At 42.5% G+C, this 23,946-nt stretch carries 18 protein-coding genes; 3 read left to right on the top strand and 15 right to left on the bottom strand.

The window, feature by feature from the left end; genetic code table 11:
- Positions 1–118: 118 nt before the first annotated feature.
- From rpoE to CRO56_RS01195, 9 genes are all read right to left on the bottom strand, one after another.
- The gene (rpoE, locus tag CRO56_RS01235; RefSeq protein ID WP_097156772.1) at positions 119–715 is read right to left on the bottom strand and encodes a DNA-directed RNA polymerase subunit delta; all 597 of its coding nucleotides are present in this window, start codon (positions 713–715) and stop codon (positions 119–121) included.
- Positions 716–862: 147 nt separating this feature from the next.
- The gene (locus tag CRO56_RS01230) at positions 863–1,075 is read right to left on the bottom strand and encodes a hypothetical protein (protein WP_097156771.1); all 213 of its coding nucleotides are present in this window, start codon (positions 1,073–1,075) and stop codon (positions 863–865) included.
- Between the two features lie 220 nt (positions 1,076–1,295).
- Positions 1,296–4,556 carry a fused isobutyryl-CoA mutase/GTPase IcmF gene (icmF, locus tag CRO56_RS01225; RefSeq protein WP_425427160.1) on the bottom strand — a complete coding sequence of 1,087 codons (3,261 nt, stop codon included), beginning with the start codon at positions 4,554–4,556 and terminating at the stop codon, positions 1,296–1,298.
- Positions 4,553–5,197 (bottom strand): TetR/AcrR family transcriptional regulator, encoded by a 645-nt coding sequence (locus CRO56_RS01220; protein ID WP_097156770.1) that lies wholly within the window; start codon positions 5,195–5,197, stop codon positions 4,553–4,555. The genes icmF and CRO56_RS01220 overlap by 4 nt, the downstream gene beginning before the upstream one ends.
- Before the next feature lie 262 nt (positions 5,198–5,459).
- Positions 5,460–6,602 (bottom strand): acyl-CoA dehydrogenase, encoded by a 1,143-nt coding sequence (locus CRO56_RS01215; protein WP_097156769.1) that lies wholly within the window; start codon positions 6,600–6,602, stop codon positions 5,460–5,462.
- A gap of 12 nt (positions 6,603–6,614) precedes the next feature.
- Positions 6,615–7,754: an acyl-CoA dehydrogenase gene (locus CRO56_RS01210; RefSeq protein WP_097157189.1), complete on the bottom strand. Its 1,140-nt coding sequence runs from the start codon at positions 7,752–7,754 to the stop codon at positions 6,615–6,617.
- A gap of 31 nt (positions 7,755–7,785) precedes the next feature.
- Positions 7,786–8,640, bottom strand: coding sequence for a 3-hydroxybutyryl-CoA dehydrogenase (locus CRO56_RS01205; protein WP_097156768.1), 855 nt, complete (start codon positions 8,638–8,640; stop codon positions 7,786–7,788).
- Between the two features lie 27 nt (positions 8,641–8,667).
- Positions 8,668–9,855, bottom strand: a complete 1,188-nt coding sequence (locus CRO56_RS01200) for an acetyl-CoA C-acetyltransferase (RefSeq protein ID WP_097156767.1) — start codon at positions 9,853–9,855, stop codon at positions 8,668–8,670.
- Positions 9,856–10,275: 420 nt separating this feature from the next.
- Positions 10,276–12,387: a 4Fe-4S dicluster domain-containing protein gene (locus CRO56_RS01195; protein ID WP_097156766.1), complete on the bottom strand. Its 2,112-nt coding sequence runs from the start codon at positions 12,385–12,387 to the stop codon at positions 10,276–10,278.
- A gap of 258 nt (positions 12,388–12,645) precedes the next feature.
- Between CRO56_RS01195 and cls the strand changes: the two genes are divergently transcribed.
- Entirely contained in the window at positions 12,646–13,845 is a 1,200-nt protein-coding gene (cls, locus tag CRO56_RS01190; RefSeq protein ID WP_097156765.1) for a cardiolipin synthase, read from the top strand.
- 9 nt (positions 13,846–13,854) lie between these two features.
- Positions 13,855–14,808, top strand: a complete 954-nt coding sequence (gene uvsE, locus CRO56_RS01185; protein WP_097156764.1) for a UV DNA damage repair endonuclease UvsE — start codon at positions 13,855–13,857, stop codon at positions 14,806–14,808.
- A gap of 13 nt (positions 14,809–14,821) precedes the next feature.
- On the opposite strand, the gene CRO56_RS01180 is transcribed toward uvsE, so the two are convergent.
- The 5 genes from CRO56_RS01180 to speE all read right to left on the bottom strand — a co-directional run bounded on the left by CRO56_RS01180 (position 14,822) and on the right by speE (position 20,190).
- Positions 14,822–15,001, bottom strand: a complete 180-nt coding sequence (locus tag CRO56_RS01180) for a XapX domain-containing protein (RefSeq protein WP_097156763.1) — start codon at positions 14,999–15,001, stop codon at positions 14,822–14,824.
- Positions 15,002–15,905: 904 nt separating this feature from the next.
- Positions 15,906–17,573: an arginine--tRNA ligase gene (argS, locus tag CRO56_RS01175; protein WP_097156762.1), complete on the bottom strand. Its 1,668-nt coding sequence runs from the start codon at positions 17,571–17,573 to the stop codon at positions 15,906–15,908.
- A 2-nt stretch (positions 17,574–17,575) separates the two neighbouring features.
- Positions 17,576–18,001 (bottom strand): YwiB family protein, encoded by a 426-nt coding sequence (locus tag CRO56_RS01170; RefSeq protein ID WP_179714129.1) that lies wholly within the window; start codon positions 17,999–18,001, stop codon positions 17,576–17,578.
- Between the two features lie 469 nt (positions 18,002–18,470).
- On the bottom strand, positions 18,471–19,340 hold the full coding sequence (gene speB / locus CRO56_RS01165; protein ID WP_097156760.1) for an agmatinase: 870 nt from the start codon (positions 19,338–19,340) through the stop codon (positions 18,471–18,473).
- Between the two features lie 19 nt (positions 19,341–19,359).
- Positions 19,360–20,190 carry a spermidine synthase gene (gene speE, locus CRO56_RS01160; RefSeq protein ID WP_097156759.1) on the bottom strand — a complete coding sequence of 277 codons (831 nt, stop codon included), beginning with the start codon at positions 20,188–20,190 and terminating at the stop codon, positions 19,360–19,362.
- A 273-nt stretch (positions 20,191–20,463) separates the two neighbouring features.
- Between speE and CRO56_RS01155 the strand changes: the two genes are divergently transcribed.
- Positions 20,464–22,551, top strand: a complete 2,088-nt coding sequence (locus tag CRO56_RS01155; RefSeq protein ID WP_097157188.1) for a transglycosylase domain-containing protein — start codon at positions 20,464–20,466, stop codon at positions 22,549–22,551.
- Between the two features lie 847 nt (positions 22,552–23,398).
- Here the strand turns inward: CRO56_RS01155 and CRO56_RS01150 are convergent.
- On the bottom strand, positions 23,399–23,917 hold the full coding sequence (locus CRO56_RS01150; RefSeq protein WP_097156758.1) for a YwhD family protein: 519 nt from the start codon (positions 23,915–23,917) through the stop codon (positions 23,399–23,401).
- Between the last annotated feature and the right edge of the window lie 29 nt (positions 23,918–23,946).

Below are 23,946 nucleotides of genomic sequence, written 5' to 3'. Positions count from 1 at the left end.
TAAAAAAACTCCTCTTACAAAATTGTAAGGGAGCTAAATCAGCAATTTTAGAACGTCCTTTTTTAAGGAGCCCAAAAAGAATTCTACAAGTACTCGTACCGAATGTCAAGATTGACTATTATAATTCATCATCATCTTCCGGCTCAATGTCATCATCGATGATATCATCATTGTCCAGGTCATATTCTTCGTCTTCAATGATTTCCTCATCATCAAAATCTTCATCATCATCGTCGTCGTCGGTTAAATCATCGAAATCGTCATCATCTTCTTCATCATCTTCGTCTTCATCGAGGATTTCGTCATCTTCATATTCCTCGTCGAGATCATCGAAATCAAGGTCTTCTTCTTCATCAAGATCATCAAATTCATCGATATCCAAATCATCATCGTCCACGACTTTTTTGCCTTTCTTCTTCTTAGGACGAATGGTTGGAACCGTTTCTTCCTCAATTTGATCGAGCGGATACCAAGTTCTAAGACCCCATTTATTTTCTCCAATGCAAAGAAAACGGCCATCTATGTTCATATCTGTGTAGAATTGAGGCATTCTATCTTGGATTTGTTCTTCAGATAACTCAAGAATTGAAGCGATTTCAGATACGATGTCAATAAATGGAATCGGCTCTTTATTTTCAACAAGCAATAAATTGGCTAACTCGATTAACGACATTTCTTGGAGTTCTTCTTTTGCGTATTTTTGGTTTATACTCAAATGCTCGCACATCCTTTCCAAGATCAATAGCATTTCACTATGTAGACGCGAGGGATTGTCTTCCCCCAAAATCCATATTAATCATTATAAACAAATTCTAAACCTTTATGCTAGCGCTATTTTGCCTTAATTACAAATTGAAATCAATTAAAATGATTTTGTTTTATTTCCCAAAACATCTTCTTGTTTAGGAAAAGCAGCTGCTTTCCCTTTTTTAAATTCATTCCATGAGAGTTTAAAAAGATAAAACGATAAAAACAAACAAGGGATTGCCCCAAGCTGCATCTGATATAGAAGGTGTGAGGCCACAAGAATAATTACAGTAAATACCGTTCGTTTTGTCCATTTCCAAATATTCATGCAGCATTCACACTCCTTTTTGACGAAGCAAATTTTAGCCGTATATCCATGTTCACGCTTTAGAAGAATCCTTACCTTTTGTTACCTTTACTCTACTACAACTTTTGAACTAAAAAAACTGAAATTTGCTCAATTTAATCTAAGATTTACAATCCGGACAGATATGAGAAAAAGGACAAACTCTGTGCGGTAAAACACGCGAGTTTGCCCTGCCTCACCTTTACATATTCCGTCTGTATTGTCCCCCAACTTCATAAAGTGCTTTCGTAATTTGGCCGAGACTAGCCACTTTTACAGTCTCCATTAATTCTTCAAATATGTTCCCGCCAGATAAGGCAACTTTCTTTAATCTCTCTAGCGCTTTATCAGACACATCTGCGTGCTTTTTCTGGAAGGCTTGCAGATTTTCAATCTGAGTCAGTTTTTCTTCTCTTGATGCCCGTGCAATTTCCATGGAATCTAACTCTTCTTCAGATTGAGGGGCAGGATTCAAGTACGTATTAACCCCGATGATTGGCAATTCCCCAGAGTACTTCTTCATTTCATAATACATCGATTCTTCCTGAATCTTGCCGCGCTGATATTGCGATTCCATCGCACCCAGCACACCGCCGCGGTCATTAAGATGCTCAAATTCCTTCAATACCGCTTCTTCCACAAGATCTGTCAGTTCTTCGATAATGAATGATCCCTGCAGCGGATTTTCATTTTTAGTTAAACCATGTTCTTTCGTAATAATCATTTGAATTGCCATCGCACGTCGGACTGATTGTTCTGTAGGAGTCGTGATGGCTTCATCGTATGCATTGGTATGAAGTGAATTACAATTATCATGTAACGCCATAAGAGCCTGAAGAGTGGTTCTGATGTCATTGAAATCAATTTCTTGTGCGTGTAAGGAACGTCCTGATGTTTGGATATGATATTTCAATTTTTGACTTCGATCATTTGCTCCGTATTTATGCTTCATGACAATTGCCCAGATTCGCCGTGCCACCCGGCCAATAACGCTATACTCCGGATCTAGTCCATTTGAGAAGAAGAAAGATAAGTTTGGTGCAAAATCATCAATCTTCATACCTCGGCTCAAATAATATTCGACATAGGTAAATCCATTTGCCAATGTGAATGCGAGCTGGGAAATAGGATTTGCTCCCGCTTCGGCAATATGATAGCCCGAAATCGAAACGGAATAATAATTGCGTACTTTATGGTCAATAAAATAGGCTTGAATATCACCCATCATTTTTAATGCAAATTCGGTCGAGAAGATACATGTGTTCTGACCCTGGTCTTCTTTTAAAATATCTGCCTGCACCGTACCTCTGACTGTTTCTAATGTATCCGCTTTAACATTTGTAAACTCTTCTACTGTTAAAGTTCGGCCCAGTTCCGCCTCTTTTGCACGCACTTTCTGATCGATCGCTGTATTGAGAAACATCGCTAAAATGATAGGAGCAGGGCCATTGATCGTCATAGAAACAGAAGTTTGCGGATGACATAAGTCAAAGCCATCATATAGCTTTTTCATGTCGTCTAAGCTGCATACACTAACACCGCTTTCGCCAACCTTCCCAAAAATATCGGGGCGGAAATCAGGATCTTCTCCATATAAAGTAACTGAATCAAAAGCCGTACTAAGACGTTTTGCCGGGTCATCCTTTGATAAATAATGAAAACGGCGGTTGGTTCGTTCTGGTGTTCCTTCTCCGGCAAATTGCCGCTTCGGATCTTCCTCTTTCCGTTTAAACGGAAAGACTCCTGCAGTAAACGGAAACATTCCAGGCACGTTTTCTTTATATACCCACTTAAGGATTTCTCCATAATCCTTATATTTAGGCAAGGCCACCTTCGGAATATCTAGACCAGACAAGCTTTTCGTTTTAAGCTCGGTTACGATTTCCTTATCCCGTATCTTTGTTACAAACTGATCAGCACTATATTTTCTCTTCAACTGTTCCCAATTGGTAAGGATTCGCTTGGATTCAGACGTAAGCTTTTCTTCGACCCGCTCCTTCATTGCCTCTAAAGATCGAATGACCTCTTCATTTCCTTCTGTTTCTTTAGCTGCCTGGAGCGCTCCTTCGATCTGGAAGAGACGGCGGGCTATTTCTACTTGCTCTTCCGCGATTTGATGGTATCGTCTGACTGTGTCTACAATTTCTCTTAAATAATAGCGGCGTTCAGTTGGGATGATAATATTTTGCTTCTCTACCGCTTCATGCTTTGATAAGGAAGTATGCCATTCCATCCCGCACTTTTGATTGACAACCTCAATAAGCGCCGCAAATAAAGCGTTGGTTCCCGGGTCATTAAATTGACTCGCAATTGTTCCGTATACTGGCATTTCGTCTAAAAGCTTTTCAAACAGCATATGACTTCTTTGAAATTGCTTCTGAACTTGTCTTTTTGCATCCTCTGACCCTTTGCGTTCAAATTTATTAATGACAATGAGGTCAGCAAAATCAATCATATCAATTTTCTCCAGCTGGGACGGAGCACCAAATTCACTAGTCATTACATACATTGAAATATCAACGATACCTGCGATCTCTGCATCACCCTGGCCAATTCCGCTCGTTTCGACAATGATTAAGTCAAACCCTGCAGCCTTTACTACCGAGATCGCATCCTTGATCGCTAATGAGACTTCGGAGCGAGACCCTCTCGTCGCCAGACTTCGCATATAGACGCGATCGGAAAAAATCGCATTCATCCGGATTCTATCACCCAATAAAGCTCCGCCGGTTTTACGTTTTGTAGGGTCTACAGAAAGAATCGCCATTTTCTTCTCAGGCATTTCGCGCAAGAAACGGCGAACTAACTCATCCGTTAATGAACTCTTTCCCGCACCGCCGGTTCCTGTAATTCCTACAACCGGTACATTGTTTGCCTGAGCTTTAACTTCCTCTAAGATTTCCACGGCTGCGGATACTTCCGCTTCCTCTACACCATATTCCGCAAGCGTAATGCAAGAAGCAATTGCAGCTGTATCACCGCTCTTCACCCGGTCCAGGATGGATTTATCGATGTGACGAATCGTCGGATAGTCACATTCTTCAAGCATCGTATTTATCATTCCTTGAAGCCCCAGCTGTCTGCCATCTTCCGGGGAGAAAATCCTGGCAATTCCGTATTCATGAAGCTCTTTTATTTCACGCGGAAGGATGACACCGCCGCCTCCGCCGTAAATCCGGATATGACCTGCACCCTTCTCTTTTAACAAATCATACATATACTTAAAATACTCAACATGGCCACCCTGATAAGACGACATCGCAATTCCTTGCACATCCTCTTGAATCGCAGCCCGAACCACCTCTTCTACCGACCTGTTGTGACCGAGGTGGATCACCTCTGCACCGCTGGCTTGTAAAATTCGCCTCATAATATTAATGGAAGCGTCATGACCGTCAAACAAACTGGATGCCGTAACGAAACGGATTGGGTGTTTTGGTTTATAAACCGTTTGTATGGTCATTTTTCATCCCCCTTTTTCTCCCGTATTGTAAGACCATCTAAAATAAGGCTTGTTTGCATATCGATATAATCCTCGATTGAAAACATGGAATGAAGGGCCCACCGCCTGAATCCCCACATTTGTCCGAGGACAAAGATGTTGTGCGCGCATAATTGGATCTCTTTTTCAGACATAGCGATTTCTTTCTGCTTCGTCATGCGTTTTAAAATGTCTTCAAACATCTGAACCATTTGCAGTTCTTTATTTAATACATAGGGAAGGGCATCCTTGGTCAGCGACTTTGCCTCCTGATACATGACTAGAACCTCATCCTGCATATCATCCATTACGCGAAAATATGCCGCAATTGCCGATTTTAAGCCTTCAATTGTGCCTATTGCCGTATCAATCGATTCCTTTAACCGTTCCTTTACTTCATCGTAGATCCGATCGACAACAAGATATAAAACATCTTCTTTCTTTTCAATGTATTCATAAAGTGTTCCGATGCTAAAGCCAGACGCCTTTGCAATTTCTCTTGTTGTCGTTCTGTGAAACCCCTTCTGCTTAAAAAGGGAAACAGCCCCTTTAATCATTTGGTCACGGCGTACTTTGATTAGCCTTTCATCTTTAACAGAGGAATGCACCTCAACGTTTTTCATAACGTGTATAAACACCCCCAGTTTCATTAATCAGGAAAGATTGTGTCGTTTAACTCTCAGCTGAAATACACTTCGCTTTCCGCGGACGACAGCTTAGCCTCCTCGCTCGTGCCTCGCTGCGGGGTCTCGCCTGGCTCGCTATTCCCACTTTCCACTGCTACAATCTTTTATTTATATCAGGCAGTGGAAATGAGTCTTCGTGTATTTCAGCTGCAGTACAATGAGAAACAATCTATTGAAAATGCGTTCCAAATAAAATCTATTAATCTTTTGTCAGCATGCGGGAAATGACGAGTCGCTGGATTTCTTGGGTTCCTTCATAGATTTGCGTAATTTTCGCATCACGCATAAATCTTTCAACCGGGTAATCTTTCGTATACCCATAGCCGCCAAATACTTGAACCGCCTCTGTTGTTACCTTCATTGCGGTATCTCCGGCAAACAGCTTAGACATCGCCGATTCTTTTCCATATGGCAGACCATTTGATTCGAGCCATGCCGCCTGATAGGTCAATAGTCTTGCGGCTTCAATATTAGTCGCCATGTCAGCAAGCTTAAAGGAAATCCCTTGCTGTGCGGCAATCGGTTTTCCAAATTGTACTCTTTGCTTCGCATAGCCTACTGCAGCATCCAAGGCACCTTGAGCAATCCCGACTGCTTGCGCAGCGATCCCATTTCTGCCTCCATCTAACGTCATCATTGCAATCTTAAAGCCTTCCCCTTCACTGCCAAGGAGATTTTCAGCAGGGACCTTACAATCTTCAAACATAATTTCCGTTGTCGGAGAAGAACGAATGCCCAGCTTTTTCTCTTTTTTGCCGACACTGAAGCCAGGAAAATCCTTTTCAATAATGAAGGCGCTCGTTCCTTTATGTTTGCTGGTTGGGTCTGTTAAAGCAAATACGACATAGATATCTGCGACTCCGCCATTTGTAATAAAAATCTTCGAACCATTGAGAATATAATGGTCCCCGTCTTTCCTCGCGGTTGTTCTCATCCCGCCGGCATCGGAGCCAGAGCCGGGCTCAGTTAATCCATACGCGCCGATGCTTGTTCCTTGGGCAAGCGGCTTTAAATACTTCTGTTTTTGATCTTCTGTACCAAACTTATAGATCGGCCAGCTAGCAAGAGATGTATGGGCTGATAAGGTTACTCCTGTAGAAGCGCACACCCTGGAGAGCTCTTCAACCGCTATACAATAGGCTAAATAATCACTGCCAATCCCGCCGTATTCTTCTGGCCAGGGAATACCTGTTAGCCCGAGTTCAGCCATCTTATCAAAGATTTCTCTGTCAAATCGTTCTTCTTCATCTCTTTCGGCTGCTGAAGGCGCCACCTCGTTTTCAGCAAAGTCGCGAACCATTTTTCGAATCATTTCGTGTTCTTCTGAAAGTTTAAAGTTCATACCCTGTTCCCCCTAATCTTGTAAAAGCTCTTTACTAATCACGATTCGTTGAATTTCCGAAGTTCCCTCATAGATTTCTGTAATTTTTGCATCTCTAAAATAGCGTTCTACCTCATATTCCTCTGTATATCCATACCCGCCAAACACTTGAATTGCTTCAGTTGTGACGTCAACCGCTGTTTTGGAAGCGAAAAGCTTAGCCATGGAAGCCTCTTTTTTACATGGGATTCCATTGGCTCTTAAGTAAGCCGCACGATAGACAAGCAGCTTCGCTGATTCAATCGCTGTTGCCATATCTGCTATCTTAAAGCCGACCCCCTGATTTGCTGCAATCGGCTTTCCAAACTGGTATCTCTCCGTTGAATAATCAACCGCCTTTTCAAAAGCAGCTTTTGCAATACCCAGTGCTTGGGCCGCAATTCCAATTCTCCCTGCTTCGAGATTATTCAGCGCTACCTTAAAACCTTCACCCTCTGCACCAAGGCGATTTTCAACAGGTACTTTCATGTCCTCGAACGTTAATTGAACCGTTCTTGAACCATGAAGCCCCATCTTTTTTTCGTCTTTGCCAATATGAAAGCCCGGCGTATTCTTTTCTACAATAAACGCTGTAATTCCCTTGCTGCCGAGTGGCGGATTCGTTGAAGCAAAGACAATGTAAAGATCCGCTGCTCCTCCATTTGTAATAAATACCTTTGACCCATTTAGGATGTAGTGGTCTCCATTTAAAACCGCCTTCGTTTTGAGACTGGCTGCATCTGATCCGGCACTGGGTTCTGTCAGACAGAAGGCCCCAAGATATTCTCCAGATGCAAGCTTTGGAACGTATTTTTGCTTTTGTTCCTCCGAGCCAAAGTGCAAAATTGGATAAGTCGAAACCGATGTGTGTACCGATAAAATTACACCAACGGTTGCACTTACTTTTGAAAGCTCCTCTATCGCCATGATATAAGAGATAAAATCCATTTCAGCCCCGCCATACTTTTGCGGAACTGGAATCCCCATTAATCCTAGCTCCCCCATTTTTTTAAGTATGGAGTGTGGAAACTCCCCCTTTTCCATCCGCTCTACAAAAGGGGCGATTTCAGCCTCAGCGAATTCACGCACCATTTTCCTCATCATCTGCTGTTCTTCAGTAAACTGAAGATTCATGCTGTTCACCTCGCGATTGATTACACCTGAACTAGCTCTCATAGGTATAGAAACCTCTTCCTGTTTTCTTGCCTAACCATCCGGCTTTTACATATTTTCTGAGGAGTGGACATGGACGATATTTATCATCGCCAAAGCCTTCATGGAGCGTCTCCATAATATAGAGGCACGTATCTAAGCCAATAAAATCTGCGAGTGTCAAGGGTCCCATCGGATGATTCATTCCAAGCTTCATTACTTCATCAATCGCTTCCTTTGTAGCGACCCCTTCATAGAGCGTATAGATTGCCTCGTTTATCATCGGCATAAGGACACGGTTCGAAACAAAGCCTGGAAAGTCGTTGACGGCTACCGGTACTTTTTGCAGTTTTTTCGTGATATCTTCAATCGTTTGGTACACTTCATCTGTTGTAGCCAAACCGCGAATAATTTCAACAAGCTTCATCACCGGAACCGGGTTCATAAAATGCATCCCGATCACTTGCTCCGGCCGTTTTGTCGCAGCGGCAATCTCTGTAATTGGAAGAGAGGAGGTATTGCTTGCGAGAACCGCATGCTCTGGTGCCAGCTGATCTAGCTGTGAAAAGATTTTGGTTTTTACTTCCATGTTTTCAACCGCTGCTTCAATTACTAAATCTATGTCTTTTGCGTCTTCCAAAGATGTTGAGGCCACAATTCTGGCTAGGATGGCTGATTTATCTGCTTCTGTCATTCTTGCTTTCTCAACCTGGCGCGTCAGATTCTTTGTAATCACACCAAGTCCTCTTTCGACAAACTCTTGCTTGATATCATTTAAAATGACTTGAAAGCCTGACTGAGCAAAAACTTGAGCAATACCAGATCCCATTTGTCCGGCTCCGACAACCATTACCTTTTGAACTGTCATAAGACACTCTCCTTCTCTATGAATCTATTATTTTGTTTTAGGAACTTCGATCATAACTGCATCTCCCTGACCGCCGCCCGAGCAAATCGCAGCAATCCCGATGCCACCGCCGCGTCTTTTAAGCTCATAGGCCAGTGTTAAAATGATTCTTGCACCGCTCGCCCCAATCGGATGGCCAAGTGCGACGGCCCCGCCGTTAACATTAATCTTGTCTTCGTCTAGTCCTGCGATTTGTTTGCTCGCTAATGTAACGGCTGCAAAGGCCTCGTTAATTTCGAATAAATCTATTTCAGCCACTTTTTTTCCCGTTTTTTCTAGAAGCTGATTGATGACAAGACCCGGTGTTTTTGGAAAATCCTTTGCTTCTGCTGCTAGCGCTGTATGAGCAATAATGTAAGCAAGTGGAGTCCGTCCTTCCTGCTTCGCTTTTTCTTCGCTCATCAGTACCATTGCACAAGCACCGTCGTTCACTCCTGGAGCGTTGCCTGCCGTAATCGTTCCCGCCCTGTCAAACACTGGATTTAATTTGGACAGCTTTTCATAGGACGTATCAGCCCGCGGAGATTCATCTTCTGTTACTTTTATGGCTTCTCCGCGCTTTTGCGGAATCTCAACCGCAACGATTTCTTCTTGTAAAATTCCATTCTTAGTCGCAGCTACTGCACGCTGATGGCTTCTTAGCGCCCAGGCATCCTGTTCTTCTCTCGAAATATTAAACTCGGTCGCAGTACTATTGCCGTAGGTTCCCATATGGACGCCGGTAAAGCTGCAAGTTAAGCCGTCATGAATCATTAAATCTTTTATAGGTGCATCACCCATGCGATAGCCAAAGCGTGCTTTCGTTAATATATAGGGAGCATGACTCATCGACTCCATACCGCCCGCAACGATTGTCTCCTCTTCCCCTAGGCGGATTAGCTGGTCTCCAAGTGTAACGCTCCTCATTCCAGAAGCACAGACTTTGTTGATCGTTTCGGTTTTGACTTCCCATGGAAGACCGGCGTAGCGGGCTGCCTGCCGCGATGGCAATTGGCCCTGCCCTCCTTGCAATACAGATCCCATCATGACTGTCCCTACTTCTTCGGGTCTGACCTGACTCCGATTAAGGGCTTCCTTAATAGCAATCCCGCCTAATTCGGAGGCGGTCAGCGTACTAATAGCTCCTCCAAGCTTTCCAATTGGTGTTCTTGCCCCATCCAAAATTACCGTTTTCATTTTTCTCCACTCCTTATTTAGTTGGTTTTGTAAATTTTTATGGCAATCATGGTGTTACACGGACATTGGTTCCGTTATTCATCTAAAAAGCAGGGTTTTTTTAAACTGAGCGGACACTGGTTCCGTTATTTGGTGTAAATAAGGGCATTTTTTTATAAAAAAGCTTAAATAACTGATCTAATGTCCGCGAACCCCTCGGATCACCTTGATTTTCATGAAATAACGGATCCTATGTCCGGTCCGAGATACGATACATAGAAACTTGCAGAAGGGAATGTACCCCATTATTTAGGTTTTGACTGAACGCTCGCTCAAGACAGGTGTAAAAAGAAGCGAGTTCATGTTGAACTCAAAATGGAAACGCTTACTATTTAATATGAAATAGGAGGAGAAGAAATGAATCTCCCCCCAAAAATCCCTTTATGAAACCAGCTGAGACGCTTCGCCGCAGACAGCTCTTTCTAAAATTTCTGCTACGTCATATGTTCCAACTGAGTCTTCTACTTCTTTTGCTTTCGTTCCATCTGAAAGCATCGTCAAACAGTATGGACATCCGGAGCTGATTACGGATGGTGAAACTGCCAGTGCCTGTTCTGTCCGGGCAACATTGACCCGGTGCCCGGTTTCTTCCTCCATCCACATTAATCCTCCACCTGCTCCGCAGCACATTCCCCGTTCACGGTTTCTCTCCATCTCGACCAGCGTAACGCCAGGAATCGATTTTAAAATTTCGCGCGGCGGGTCATATACTTCGTTGTAACGCCCTAAATAGCAGGAGTCGTGGAAGGTGATCGTTTCCTGAACTTCATACTTCGGCGTAAGTCTTCCTTCTTTGACTAGCTGAGCAAGAACCTCTGTATGGTGATAAACCTCTGCTGTTAAACCAAAGTCAGGGTATTCATTTTTAAAAATGTTATAAGCATGCGGATCGGTAGTAACGATCTTTTTAACCTCATTTTTCTCGAATTCTTCGATGTTGTTTGCTGCAAGTTCCTGGAAGAGGAACTCGTTTCCGAGCCTGCGCGGTGTATCGCCAGAGTTCTTTTCCTTGTTACCTAGAATCGCAAACTTAACGCCAGCTTGATTTAAAAGCTTAGCAAAGGATAAAGCGATTTTTTGACTGCGATTATCAAACGAACCCATGGAACCAACCCAGAATAAGTACTCGAACTCTTCTCCGGATTTCTTCATTTCCTTCACAGTTGGAATATGGACATCTTCCCGTGCTTCACGCCAATTTTCTCTTTCTTTTCGATTTAAGCCCCATGGATTTCCTTGGCGCTCAATATTTTGCATCGCGCGCTGTGCATCCGGATTCATCCGCCCCTCTGTTAAAACGAGGTAACGTCTTAAATCGATAATTTTATCGACGTGCTCATTCATGACTGGGCATTGGTCCTCGCAATTTCGGCAAGTCGTACAAGCCCAAATTTCCTCTTCAGTGATGACATCGCCAATCAAACTTGGGTTATATTCAGCTGCAGCTGCGGACTCATTAGCCCCGGCTCCTGCTGAGGCTACTGCCAGCTGATTTCCTAATGTATTCGAAAAGGCATAGGCAGGAACCCATGGCTGCTTCGATGTTATGGCGGCTCCCGTGTTTGTTAAATGATCACGCAGCTTTGTGATTAAATCCATCGGTGACAGCATTTTGCCGGTTCCTGTTGCCGGACACATATTGGTACAGCGGCCACATTCTACACATGCGTAAAGGTCGACAAGCTGTTTCTGTGTAAAATCTTGTATTTTTCCTACCCCAAATGTTTCTTGCGTTTCATCTTCAAAATTGATTTTGGCAAGCTTGCCAGGCTGTTCCAGCCTGTTTAGAAAGACGTTGGCTGGTCCTGCGATTAAGTGAGCATGCTTTGATTGCGGTACATAAACTAAGAAAGCCAGCAAGAACAAGAGGTGAATCCACCATGCGATATAGAACAGGACAACTGCGGCTGTTTCACCCACCCAAGAAAAGCTGAGGGCAATTAACGTTGCAATCGGCTCAGTCCAAGCTGCCTCATATCCGTGCCAGATCATGCCCATTCCATTTCCAAATAGAACAGAAAGCATGAGACCCCCAATAAAGATAAGAACAAGTCCTGATTTAAAACCCCTTTTTAATCGGACAAGCTTTTCAATGTATCGACGATAGAAAGCCCAGACAACGGCCACTAAAATCATAAATGTCACTAGTTCTTGAAAGAACGTAAAACCTGGATATAAAGGTCCTAGCGGAAGATGAGATCCAGGTGCAATTCCCTTCCAGATAAAATCAATCGCTCCAAATTGGACAAGGATAAATCCATAGAAAAACATAACGTGAATGATTCCGCTTTTCTTATCCTTTAATAGCTTCTTTTGTCCAAACACATTGACCCAAATTTTTTCAAGTCTTTCTTTTAGGCGCTGATCGAATTCTACCTTTTTCCCTAATCGAATATAAGCAATTCGAGTTTTAACAACGTATACAAAGAGGCTTACTGCGTAAGCGGTTACAATTAAAAATGCAGCAAAGTTCACCCATAATAATGGTGTCATGCGTCCCCTCCCCTTTCTTCTCTTTGTATGAAAAACAATAAATTTTCTGAATCCTTACCACTATTATATAATGAATGAGCATTCAGTCAATATGTCTTTTGATACTTTTATCATGATTTTCATTCTAAATTTGTCCCTTTAAAGTATGTTTGTGCATCGGTTTCATCCTTTTTACTCACTCTCTTATTTCGCTTATTTTGTTGCGTTTCGGGAATACTACGTAAAGCCTTAAGACCAGAAAAAGAGGAGCTTTCATACATGATCTTTTCTATCCTATTCTTTATCCTGGTACTGATATGTCTATGGCTGTATCTTGACTTTACATATGGACGAAAACGTCATGTAAAAGAGCTAAAAAAATTAAATTTTCCTGAGCGGAAAAGCGATATACGTATCTTTACAGATGGAACCGATTTGTTCGAAGACCTATTTAAGGAGCTAGAAACTGCCACCGATCATATCCATGTGCTGTTTTACATCGTACAAAATGATGCCTTTAGTGAGAGATTTTTGCAGATTTTAGAGGATAAAGCCAAATCTGGTGTAGAAGTCCGACTGTTATTGGACTGGATTGGAAGCTTCGGTTTCAAACGAAATTATAGGGAAAAGTTAAAGAGGAATCATGTTCAGTTTGCCTTTTGCCATGTTCCGCGATTTCCTTTTTTCTTTTATACCCTGCAAAAAAGAAACCATCGCAAAATTACCGTGATTGACGGAAAAGCGGGGTATGTTGGCGGGTATAACATTGGAAAGGAATATATTGGCGGAGATCCAAAGCTATCTCCATGGCGCGATTATCATTTGAAACTCCAAGGTGAAGGTGTTCATGATTTACAAATGCAGTTTTTAGCAGATTGGACATTAGCGACAAAGGAAAAAGTGAAGAAAGATCCACGATATTTTCCTCCGCTGCCGAAGGGTACGTCCCAACACCGCTTTTCTGCGACAGAGGGGGTTGAGCTTGAAGCGATTTATATACGCTTTATCAATGGCGCTAAGAGATCATTTTATATTGGTTCTCCCTATTTTGTTCCCAGCGCTCCTTTATTTGATGCCCTATCAGATGCATTAGACAGAGGAGTCGAAATTACGATTGTTGTTCCAAAACTTAGTGACCATGCACTTGTCCAGGAAGCTTCGTATCCTTACTTTCGAAAGCTGTTAAAAAAAGGGGCTCACGTATACCAATTTGAGACCGGCTTTTTCCATGCCAAAATCTTGATAAGAGATGACTCGGATTGCGATATCGGAACCGCTAATTTTGATAACCGGAGTTTGTTTTTAAATCATGAACTCAATTGTTATATATATGACCCTACTGTTGTTGCTCATGCTAAAAGCCTTTTGCTTCAGGATATTAGTCATTCCAGCCGGCTAACACTTAGGCAATTAAATCAGCCTAATTTTTTCCGCAACTGCAAAGAATGGATTGCCCAATCTATCTCTCATTTTCTTTAAGGAGCTATCATGATTATCCGATTTGGTTTTGTTGCAAATAGTTTAAGTCTATGGGATGTCACGCCTTCCAAAACCGTTACGTTTACACGATTTCAGAAATTGCCCGTACAGGAACGGATGGATAAGCTTTTGTCCGTTACGGGCCATAACCTGGATCACACCCTCCGAATCCTTTATTTCATTGTCGCTCACGGGATTGAAATATATCGTTTTTCAAGTGCGCTTGTCCCGCTTGCGACTCATCCTGAGGTTCTGTGGGATTTTATTACCCCCTTTAGGTTTAAGTGGCAGGAAATTGGTGATTTCGTTAAAAAGCATCGGCTGCGGGTTAGCTTTCACCCCAGCCAGTTCACTTTATTTACAAGTCCAAAACAAACCGTAACGAAAAATGCTGTTCAGAATATGAAGTATCACTATAAAATGCTTGAGGCGATGGGAATTGCAGACGAGGCAAGAATGAACATTCATATTGGCGGGACTTACGGAGATAAGGAAAGTGCGATTCAGCAATTTTATAATAATATGAAACAACTGCCAGATTCGGTGAAACAAAGAATGACCCTTGAAAACGATGATAAAACGTATAATGCGATGGAAACGATTGAGGTATGTGAAAAGGTAGGGATTCCGTTTGTGTTTGATTACCATCACTATATGGCGAATACTGGGGGATATTCCATTGAAGAAATATTGCCCTATGTTTTTGACATGTGGAAAAACGATGCCTTTCCACCTATGCTCCACTTATCCTCGCCGAAATCTGAAAAACAATACCGGGCGCATGCCGACTATCTGGATATTGAGTTTATCAAGCCTTTGTTGTCTCTCTTGAAAGACTTTGGCGAAGATGTCGACATTATGATAGAAGCAAAGGCAAAAGATCTCGCGCTATTAAAATTAGTGGAGGATTTGAGCCGGATCCGAGGGGTGAAGAGAATCCGCGGCGGGGCCATTCAGCTTTGAGGAATTTGTGTTTTTATTTAAACCAGTTTAAAAAGATCGGACTAATCCAGCCAAACACTTTAAAACCGAGATAAATACCAATAATCCCCGATACCCCTGCAAAGGCAGGCGGAGCTGGTATCGGCAAGCGGAACCCGGCAAAAATAATCCCGACAATAAATCCTGTCAGCAGTGCTAAAATTACCTCTTTCATGGCAGAAACCTCCGTTTTAAATGACTATTGTTGTTCTTCACGATAGGTTTCCTTTTTTGTGGGGGTTTTATGAGAGGATGTGCGGGGATTTTGCTGGTGGGCAGGCAGATGAGGGCATGCTTTATATGATAAAATTGGCGGTTTTTTCATGACTTTGAACCGTTTTTTCATAACTCAAAGCTATTTAACGAACTCAGATTGATTTTACCGAACTTAGATAACATTTAACCGAACTCAAGACTCCTATTTCAGAAGTCAGAACTGTTTTACCGAAGTCGAATACCCTATTTTTGAACTCAGAACTGTTTTACCGAACTCGGCCACCTTATTTCTGAACTCAGAACTTTTTTACCGAAGTCGGCCGCCCTATTTCCGAACTCAGAACCGTTTTACCGAACTCGGCCACCTTATTTCTGAACTCAGAACTTTTTTACCGAACTCGAACACCTTATTTCCGAACTCAGAACTGTTTTACCGAAGTCGGCCGCCTTATTTCCGAACTCAGAACTGTTTTACCGAACTCGGCCACCTTATTTCCGAACTCAGAACTGTTTACCGAAGTCAGCCGCCTTATTTCCGAACTCAGAACTTTTTTACCGAACTCGGCCGCCTTATTTCCGAACTCAGAACTGTTTTACCCAACTCGGCCACCCTATTTCCGAACTCAGAACCGTTTTACCGAACTCGGCCGCCTTATTTCCGAACTCAGAACTGTTTTACCCAACTCGGCCGCCTTATTTCCGAACTCAGAACCGTTTTACCGAACTCGAACACCCTATTTCCGAACTCAGAACCGTTTTACCGAACTCGGCACTCGTTTATCAGAACTCATCATCCCTTTTAAAACACCAGCCAAAAAAATAACCAGAAACAGCATCCTGCTACTGTTCCTGGTCATCTGAGCTTACATTTTCTCTGGAGCCGAAACCCCTATTAGCTTTAACGCATTTTGCAGTGCAATTTGTACAGCTTTAATTAGTGCCAAACGTGCTTTACTTACCTCTAGATTTTCTTGGTCTAATACCTTGTTGCTATTGTAAAAGCTGTGGAACGAAGAAGACAGGTCTTGGATATAGTTCGCAATCCGATGCGGAATTCTTCTTAGGGCTGCTTCCGCGATCACTTGCGGAAACTCCCCTAGCTTTTTCAATAACTCGATTTCTTTTTCGCTTCCAATTAATGAGTAGTCGGCCTGCTCATCAGTTATTCCCATTTCCTCAGCCTGACGCAAGATACTGCAAATCCGGGCGTGGGCATATTGGGCATAGTAAACCGGGTTTTCATTAGATTGGGACACTGCCAAATCTAAGTCAAAGTCTAAGTGAGTATCGGCACCGCGCATTGCAAAGAAATAACGGACCGCATCCAAGCCGACTTCCTCAACAAGCTCACGCATCGTGACCGCTTTACCGGTTCTTTTGCTCATTTTCATCTTTTCGCCGTTTTTATATAAGTGAACGAGCTGAATGACTTCTACTTCTAAGTCGTCTGGATTGTGGCCGAGCGCTTCCATCGCTGCTTTCATTCTAGGAATATAGCCGTGGTGGTCAGCACCCCAAATATTTATTAACGTTTCAAAACCGCGGGCAAATTTATCCTCATGGTAGGAAATGTCTGGCGTTAAATACGTGTAGGTTCCATCATTTTTTACTAAAACGCGGTCTTTGTCATCGCCGAATTGGGTAGAACGGAACCAAACCGCTCCACCCTCTTCATAAATATGGCCAAGCTCTCTTAACTTCGCGAGAGTTTCATCGATTTTCCCATTTTTATAGAGAGACGTTTCAGAGTACCATACATCAAATGGCACACGGAAATTTTCTAGGTCTATTTTAAGTTTTTCAAGCTCATATTTTAATCCATATTCTCTAAAGAATTCATAGCGTTCTTGTTCATCTGCATTTACATATTTATCGCCAAATTCATCAGCGAGCCGCTTTCCGATTTGAATGACATCTTCACCATAATAGCCGTCTTCTGGAAGATCACGCTCAATACCAAGCGCTTGGAAGTATCGGGCTTCTACAGATAAAGCGAGGTTATGGATTTGATTTCCGGCATCGTTAATATAGTATTCACGGGAAACGTTAAAGCCAGCTTTGGCGAGAACATTGCAGAGTGAATCTCCTACTGCTGCTCCGCGAGCATGCCCTAGATGGAGATCCCCGGTTGGGTTTGCCGAGACAAACTCAACTTGAACCTTTCTGCCTTGTCCAATATTCGACTTCCCGTAAGCTTCTCCTGCTTTTAGAATAGTTGGAACCAGTTCGGTTAAATACTGATTGTTCAAATAAAAGTTAATAAAACCTGGGCCGGCAATTTCAATTTTTTCAACAGAGGTTTTCGATAGATCAAACTCTGCTTTAATGGATTCAGCAATTAGTTTCGGCGCTTTTTTTGCAACACGTGCGAGCTGCATCGCCATATTGGTTGCGTAATCCCCATGTTCTTTATCCTTTGGTGTTTCTAATATTACATCAGGGATTTCTTCTGCTTTTGCAAGACCAGCTTTTACACATGCATTTTTTATCTCTTGCTTGATTTGTTCTTGAACCTCGTTCACTATACTCATGCTTAGACCTCCTGAAACGTGAATGTCATATTATATGTACCAACATATGATTGCTGCACATTTAAGTCATACCGAAGCTGAAGCGTGTGGACTTGATTTTGGACAGAATGGCTGATAGCGGTCGTATATGCCTCAAGCGGAAGCCTCCCATACTGATGCTCGTAGCTGCCGCGTGTGGTTTCTTTGATTCTGTGCTCTAGCCTCATTGAAACGGCACCGTTGCGCAAAACTAGAGCCGTCTCATCACCAGTCCACTTCAGAATGGTTTTCACCATCCCGTTCTCTAGGGCTTCCTCATATTTTAAAAATTCACTGTTCCCTTTTTTATAATACTGCCCAAAGACAGTTAATTCATAGTTTTCTACTTCCTGATCCCGTTTGATTTCATTGTGAAGTGTGATTTTGACATTTTGTTCAACCTCAGTCAAAGAAAAACCTCCTGTTTCCTGTTCGAGCGAGAGAAATGAATTCCCCCTTAAGAAAGAATGGATAACTTTATTAGTATAAATTTAATTAAATGTAATCGCAATGTCTATGATTTTTTGGCATTTATTTAGTGGATGAGAGTCTTCTAAAGAACTTTTCTTGCACTCAATGCATGGTTTTGGGCTTTGAGACCCCTTCTAAAGGACTTTCATTCATTGATATTCCCTGAATTTGGGTCTTGAGAATCCTTCTAAAAGACATTTCCAGAATCAATATCGTGAATTTGGCTTTGAGACCCCTTCTAAAGGACTTTCTTGTATCGTTATTCCCGGATTTAGGTCTTTAGAGTCCTTCTAAAAGATTAATCGATTTCTAATTGAAACAGAAGAACCGTCCCTTTGTTTCATACCTTTGTTTCATAAAAAAATAACACCCGGTTAAGCGTATTTAAACCGGGTGCGCATGTTATTGTTATACCCAGCCAAGCAATATTTCACGCAGAAATTTGCTGGCAGCGATTTGGGTTTGTTCAGAGTGATCATAAGCTGGAGCGACTTCGACAATATCAGCTCCAATTACATTAACGTCAGAATTGGCAATGAGCGTAATGGCCTCCAGCATTTCCTTGGAGGTAATCCCGCCTGCTTCCGCTGTACCTGTGCCAGGGGCATGAGCGGGGTCTAATACATCAATGTCAATGGTGACATAGACGTTTCTTCCGGCAAGCTTTGGCAGAACTTCCTTAAGCGGTACTGCTACATCAAATTTAGCCATGTACATGCCAGACTCTTTTGCGAATTGGAATTCTTCTTTCATCCCAGAACGAATCCCAAAGGAATACACGTTTTCAGGTCCAATCAGGCCACAGACTTTGCGGATTGGGGTAGAGTGAGATAGCGGCTCTCCTTCATATTCCTCGCGTAAGTCTGCATGAGCATCAATATGAATCACAGCAAAATCAGGATATTTTTTATGGATGGCTCTAAAAACAGGCCATGTACATAAGTGCTCCCCGCCTAAGCCAAGCGGAAATTTATCTTCATCTAGAACCTTGCCAACAAATTCTTCAATCATATCCAAGCTTCTTTGCGGGTTTCCAAACGGTAATGGAATATCGCCTGCATCGAAGTATTTGACTTCTTCTAAATGCTTATCTAGGTACGGACTATATTCTTCCAATCCTAGAGAAACCTCGCGAATTCGTGCCGGACCAAAACGGGAGCCGGGACGAAAACTGACGGTCCAATCCATTGGCATTCCATAAATAACGGCCTTGCTTTCTTCAAAGCTAGGATAACTTTTAATAAAAACATTACCTGAATAGGCTTCATCAAAACGCATTAATTTTCTTTCCCCTCTCTTATTCCGTTAAATCTTTTACGAACTTTGGCAGCACAAAGCAAGCTTTATGCAATTCCTTTGTATAGTAATTGGTCTCGATATCGTGAAAACGGCTGTCCTCTACTGCGAGCGGATCATGTTTTTTCGATCCGATCGTAAAAGTCCATAATCCGCTTGGATATGTTGGGATATTGGCTGTGTATAGGCGTGTTATTGGAAAAATTTCTTTTACGTCTTTAAACACTTGTTGAATCAGGTCCGCTTTAAACCATGGATTATCGGTTTGCGCTACAAAGATACCATCCTCTTTTAAAGCTTTGGCAATTCCCGCATAAAAACCTTTGCTGAACAAATTAACCGCTGGTCCTACTGGTTCTGTGGAATCGACCATGATCACGTCATATTGATTTTCGCTTTGAGCGATATGCATAAAGCCATCATCTACCTGAACATCGACGCGAGGATCTTCTAATTGCCCAGCAATCTCCGGCAAATATATTTTAGAGTACTCGATTACTTTTCCGTCAATTTCAACTAAAGTCGCTTTTTTCACGCTTGGGTGTTTAAGGACTTCGCGAATAACGCCTCCGTCTCCGCCGCCGACAACTAATACATTTTCAGGGTTTGGATGTGTAAATAACGGAACATGGGCAACCATTTCGTGATAGACCCACTCATCCTTTTGGTTAGTCATAACCATGCCATCAAGCAGAAGCATGTTGCCCCACTCTTCTGTTTCCACCATGTCTAATTGCTGAAATTCCGTTTTTTCAGTATGTAAGGTTCTTTTTACCTTCATTGTAATTCCAAAATGATCTGTTTGTTTTTCAGTAAACCAGAATCCACCCATATTAACTCATCCTTTCAATCTGCATTCGTAAATTTCTATGGTTAAAACTTAAACACTCTCTTTTAAAAATCATTCCCTATGTAGATGAATACAAACGTTATTTTCTACACTAAGAAAAAAGTATAGAGGAATCTAGCAAAATTTCAATATTTTTTTACTCTGTATTCTCTTTATTAGGCTACAACGTTTAATCCCCTCTCTTTTTTCCAAAAATAAGAATAAGGAGTTCGGGAAATGCAGAAAATATTGTCATTTAAGAGAGGTGAACAAACGATGGAAATTTTGACAGGAAACCATTTTGAAAAAACAAAAAAATATGCAAGAGCTTTATTTTTCTTGTCTCTGCTTGCCACCATTATTGGTTTTATCATGGTCAGTGCGGTATTTATTTATGCGAAGGTTCTGGGGCCGCCTCCACTCGTTGTTCCAAAATCCTCTCTTTTTCTAGCCGACGATGGGGAAATTTTTGGTGCTACCAATCCACAGGGAGAGATCAGGCATTGGGTTTCTCTTGATCACGTTTCAGAGGATGTGCAAAACGCAACGATCTCCATTGAAGATCGTAATTTTTATAAGCATCACGGTTTTGATTTAAAGCGAATTGCCGGTGCCGCCTTAGCGGATATCCAGGCAATGTCCAAAGTTCAAGGTGCTAGTACGATTACCCAGCAATATGCACGAAACCTCTTTTTGGAGCATGATAAGACGTGGAAACGAAAGCTGGCTGAAGCGTTTTATGCTCTGCGGCTAGAGATGAATTATACAAAAGAGGAAATTCTTGAAGGCTATTTAAATACGATTTACTACGGACATGGAGCCTACGGAATTCAAGCAGCCAGTCAATTTTATTTTGGCAAGGATGCCGACCAGCTTTCTTTGGCAGAAGCGGCAATGCTAACCGGTGTCCCTAAGGGACCCAGCCATTATTCACCCATTATCAATTTTGCCAAAGCAAAAGCGAGACAGGAACTGATTTTGGATGAAATGGCGGAAACAGAAGCGATTTCGGCAGAGCAAGCAGAAGCAGCCAAAGCAGAAAAGCTGACATTAATCGGAGAGCACCCGCATGTTCAAAACAGTTTTGCTCCTTATTTTCAGGATATCGTCCGCAGCGAGTTAGTCAATAAGCTGAATATTAGTGAAGATACCATAGCGATGGGCGGGTTAACGGTTTATACAACGATTGACCCGAACCTGCAGCAATTTGCGGAAAAAGCGGTTAAGCAAAATATGTCAGACGAGTCCGACATTCAAGTGGGCTTTGTTGCGATGGACCCTGTAACCGGATATGTCAAAGCCCTAATCGGCGGCAGAGATTATGAGGAAAGTACCTACAACCGGGCTTACCAGGCATTGCGCCAGCCGGGATCAACGATTAAACCGCTGTTATACTATGCAGCGCTGGAAAGAGGGTTCACCCCTTCCACCACGATGAGAAGTGAAATTACGACCTTCAAATATGACGAGGGCCGCGCCGAGTATACCCCTCACAATTTTAATAATCACTATGCAGAGGATGAAATCACGCTGGCTCAGGCACTGGCTCTATCTGATAATGTCTATGCGGTTAAAACCCATCTCTTTTTAGGAGAGGAAGTATTGGCAGAAACTGTGAAACAATTCGGAATTTCGTCTGAGATGAAAAAGGTTCCTTCGCTTGCATTAGGAACGTCTGGTGTCCGTGTTGTGGAAATGGTTAACGCCTATAGCATGTTCGCGAATGGCGGTAAAAAAGTGGAACCAACCTTCATTAAAAAAGTCGTCAATGAAAAAGGAGAGGTACTGTACGAAAGCAAGCCAGAAAATGAACAGGTCCTCGATCCCGATATAGCGTTTGTGATGTCGAGCCTTTTAAGAGGGATGTTTGACCCGAAACTCAATGATTATACAAGTGTGACAGGAAGCTCTATTATTAATGAAATAACCCGCCCGTATGCAGGGAAATCAGGTTCTACCGATACAGACAGCTGGATGATCGGTTTTACCCCACAGCTGACAGCTGGGGTTTGGACAGGATATGATGAGGCCAAGGAAATCACCCTGACTGCTGAAAAAACGTATGCGAAGAATATTTGGATTGATTTTATGGAAAAGGCCTTAGATGATGAACCAGTCAGAACCTTTATTCCGACCGATGGTGTGGTTGGCGTGTATGTGAATCCTGACAATGGCAAATTAGCAACTGAAAGCTGTCCAGTTGCACGCTACACGTACTATATCAAAGGAACCGAACCCACCACATACTGCACCGAGCACATTAAAGAGCCATTCGATGATATAGAGCAAAAGCCAGCAGATGAAAATTCGCCTGCTGGACAGGATCAGCCGTGGTATAAAAAGCTGTTCGACTGGTTGGGATAAACACCAGGGTAAGGATGGCTGGCACTTCATGAAACCAGGATTTTGCAGCAGATTTACTTGTTTCGCTGTCAGAACCTTGGTTTTTTTGTTTAATTTCTAAGGGCCGGTTTTTGTGGGGAACTTTCTCCCTGATTTTTGCAGAACTTGGTATTTGATTTTCGACATTCACACCGTGTTATTCCGGACTCGGTACCGGTTATTCCGGACTTAGCACTTGTTATTCCGGACTCGGTACCGGCTATTCCGGACTTAGCACTTGTTATCTCGGACTTAGCACCGGTTATTCCGGACTTAGCACTCGTTATTCCTAACTCGACACCTGCAATTCTGGATTTAATACACATTTTTCAGAACTAAGGGCTCGTAACAGTAACTAAATACATGTTTTTCTGTACTTTACTCCGTTTTTTTTCAGAACTCAGTATCGTTTTACCGAACTCAGAACCATTTTACCGAACTCAGATACTTATTTACCGAACTCAGGTATCGTTTTTCCGAACTCACAACCATTTAACCGAACTCGGACACCCTTTTTCCGAACTCACAACCATTTAACCGAACTCGGACACCCTTTTTCCGAACTCACATCCATTTAACCGAACTCGGACAGACTTTTTCCCCGAACTCACATACCCTCTAACCCTTAAACCAGCATATCGACAAGACACAAAAAGCCCCAGGGGTGCTGTCCCTGGGGCTTTTTGTGTCCTAGTTTTTCTATAAAAGTGCTTTGCCTCCTAAGTGTACCTAATTTTTCCTAAATCGAGCAAGACGCCCGCTCTTTTGTTCATTAAAATGACACATATTGAAGGCATACATCCGTTTATGGAGTAATTAAAACCGATTATCATTCCATATTTAAATCTTTTCTCAGCTTTTCGTCCGAACGGTTCCACATTCCAGGATCGTGATTTTTTAAAAATTGGCCAAGTACTGCTTTAGAGGAATCGTCCATATGGTCGACTATAACATGGCCTTTTAATGACTTATCCATCCGATTCACATGTTCTGGCAGGGATTTATACCCTCTTCGAATCGAGCGATCGACCGTCATTTCACATGCCGTCACTCCATGGTAATACGGACCTTCTTCATTGCGGTTAATTGTAACCCAGACCAGCCAATAGGGCTTTCCGTTTGGGACTTGCTCTTTATCTTTTAAAAATTTGATGCCTTTTTCGACGGTGCTTCTTGCATGCATCGCCCCAATATCGACGAAAGCATTCTTTTCTTCCACATCCACAAAGACCGGGGATATGTTTTCAAGACTTAGGGCTCCTACGCCAAAGCCTTTATGACCGTCAGTCGGATCATTTTTGATGATATTAAACGTAATTGGCTTTTTCTTATTCTCTTTGTTCTCCATTGAATGACTCCTCCTTCTAAACGAAGCTT

Source organism: Bacillus oleivorans, assembly GCF_900207585.1.
GTDB lineage: Bacteria > Bacillota > Bacilli > Bacillales > JC228 > Bacillus_BF > Bacillus_BF oleivorans.
This window is presented reverse-complemented; position numbering and strand designations above follow the sequence as displayed.

What these genes read in the sequence shown, in the direction of transcription:
- CRO56_RS01230 (WP_097156771.1), bottom strand. Translation starts at nt 1,075, where the DNA reads ATGAATATTTGGAAATGGACAAAACGAACGGTATTTACTGTAATTATT.
- icmF (WP_425427160.1), bottom strand. Translation starts at nt 4,556, where the DNA reads ATGACCATACAAACGGTTTATAAACCAAAACACCCAATCCGTTTCGTT.
- CRO56_RS01220 (WP_097156770.1), bottom strand. Translation starts at nt 5,197, where the DNA reads ATGAAAAACGTTGAGGTGCATTCCTCTGTTAAAGATGAAAGGCTAATC.
- CRO56_RS01215 (WP_097156769.1), bottom strand. Translation starts at nt 6,602, where the DNA reads ATGAACTTTAAACTTTCAGAAGAACACGAAATGATTCGAAAAATGGTT.
- CRO56_RS01210 (WP_097157189.1), bottom strand. Translation starts at nt 7,754, where the DNA reads ATGAATCTTCAGTTTACTGAAGAACAGCAGATGATGAGGAAAATGGTG.
- CRO56_RS01205 (WP_097156768.1), bottom strand. Translation starts at nt 8,640, where the DNA reads ATGACAGTTCAAAAGGTAATGGTTGTCGGAGCCGGACAAATGGGATCT.
- CRO56_RS01200 (WP_097156767.1), bottom strand. Translation starts at nt 9,855, where the DNA reads ATGAAAACGGTAATTTTGGATGGGGCAAGAACACCAATTGGAAAGCTT.
- CRO56_RS01195 (WP_097156766.1), bottom strand. Translation starts at nt 12,387, where the DNA reads ATGACACCATTATTATGGGTGAACTTTGCTGCATTTTTAATTGTAACC.
- cls (WP_097156765.1), top strand. Translation starts at nt 12,646, where the DNA reads ATGATCTTTTCTATCCTATTCTTTATCCTGGTACTGATATGTCTATGG.
- uvsE (WP_097156764.1), top strand. Translation starts at nt 13,855, where the DNA reads ATGATTATCCGATTTGGTTTTGTTGCAAATAGTTTAAGTCTATGGGAT.
- CRO56_RS01180 (WP_097156763.1), bottom strand. Translation starts at nt 15,001, where the DNA reads ATGAAAGAGGTAATTTTAGCACTGCTGACAGGATTTATTGTCGGGATT.
- argS (WP_097156762.1), bottom strand. Translation starts at nt 17,573, where the DNA reads ATGAGTATAGTGAACGAGGTTCAAGAACAAATCAAGCAAGAGATAAAA.
- speB (WP_097156760.1), bottom strand. Translation starts at nt 19,340, where the DNA reads ATGCGTTTTGATGAAGCCTATTCAGGTAATGTTTTTATTAAAAGTTAT.
- speE (WP_097156759.1), bottom strand. Translation starts at nt 20,190, where the DNA reads ATGGGTGGATTCTGGTTTACTGAAAAACAAACAGATCATTTTGGAATT.
- CRO56_RS01155 (WP_097157188.1), top strand. Translation starts at nt 20,464, where the DNA reads ATGGAAATTTTGACAGGAAACCATTTTGAAAAAACAAAAAAATATGCA.
- CRO56_RS01150 (WP_097156758.1), bottom strand. Translation starts at nt 23,917, where the DNA reads ATGGAGAACAAAGAGAATAAGAAAAAGCCAATTACGTTTAATATCATC.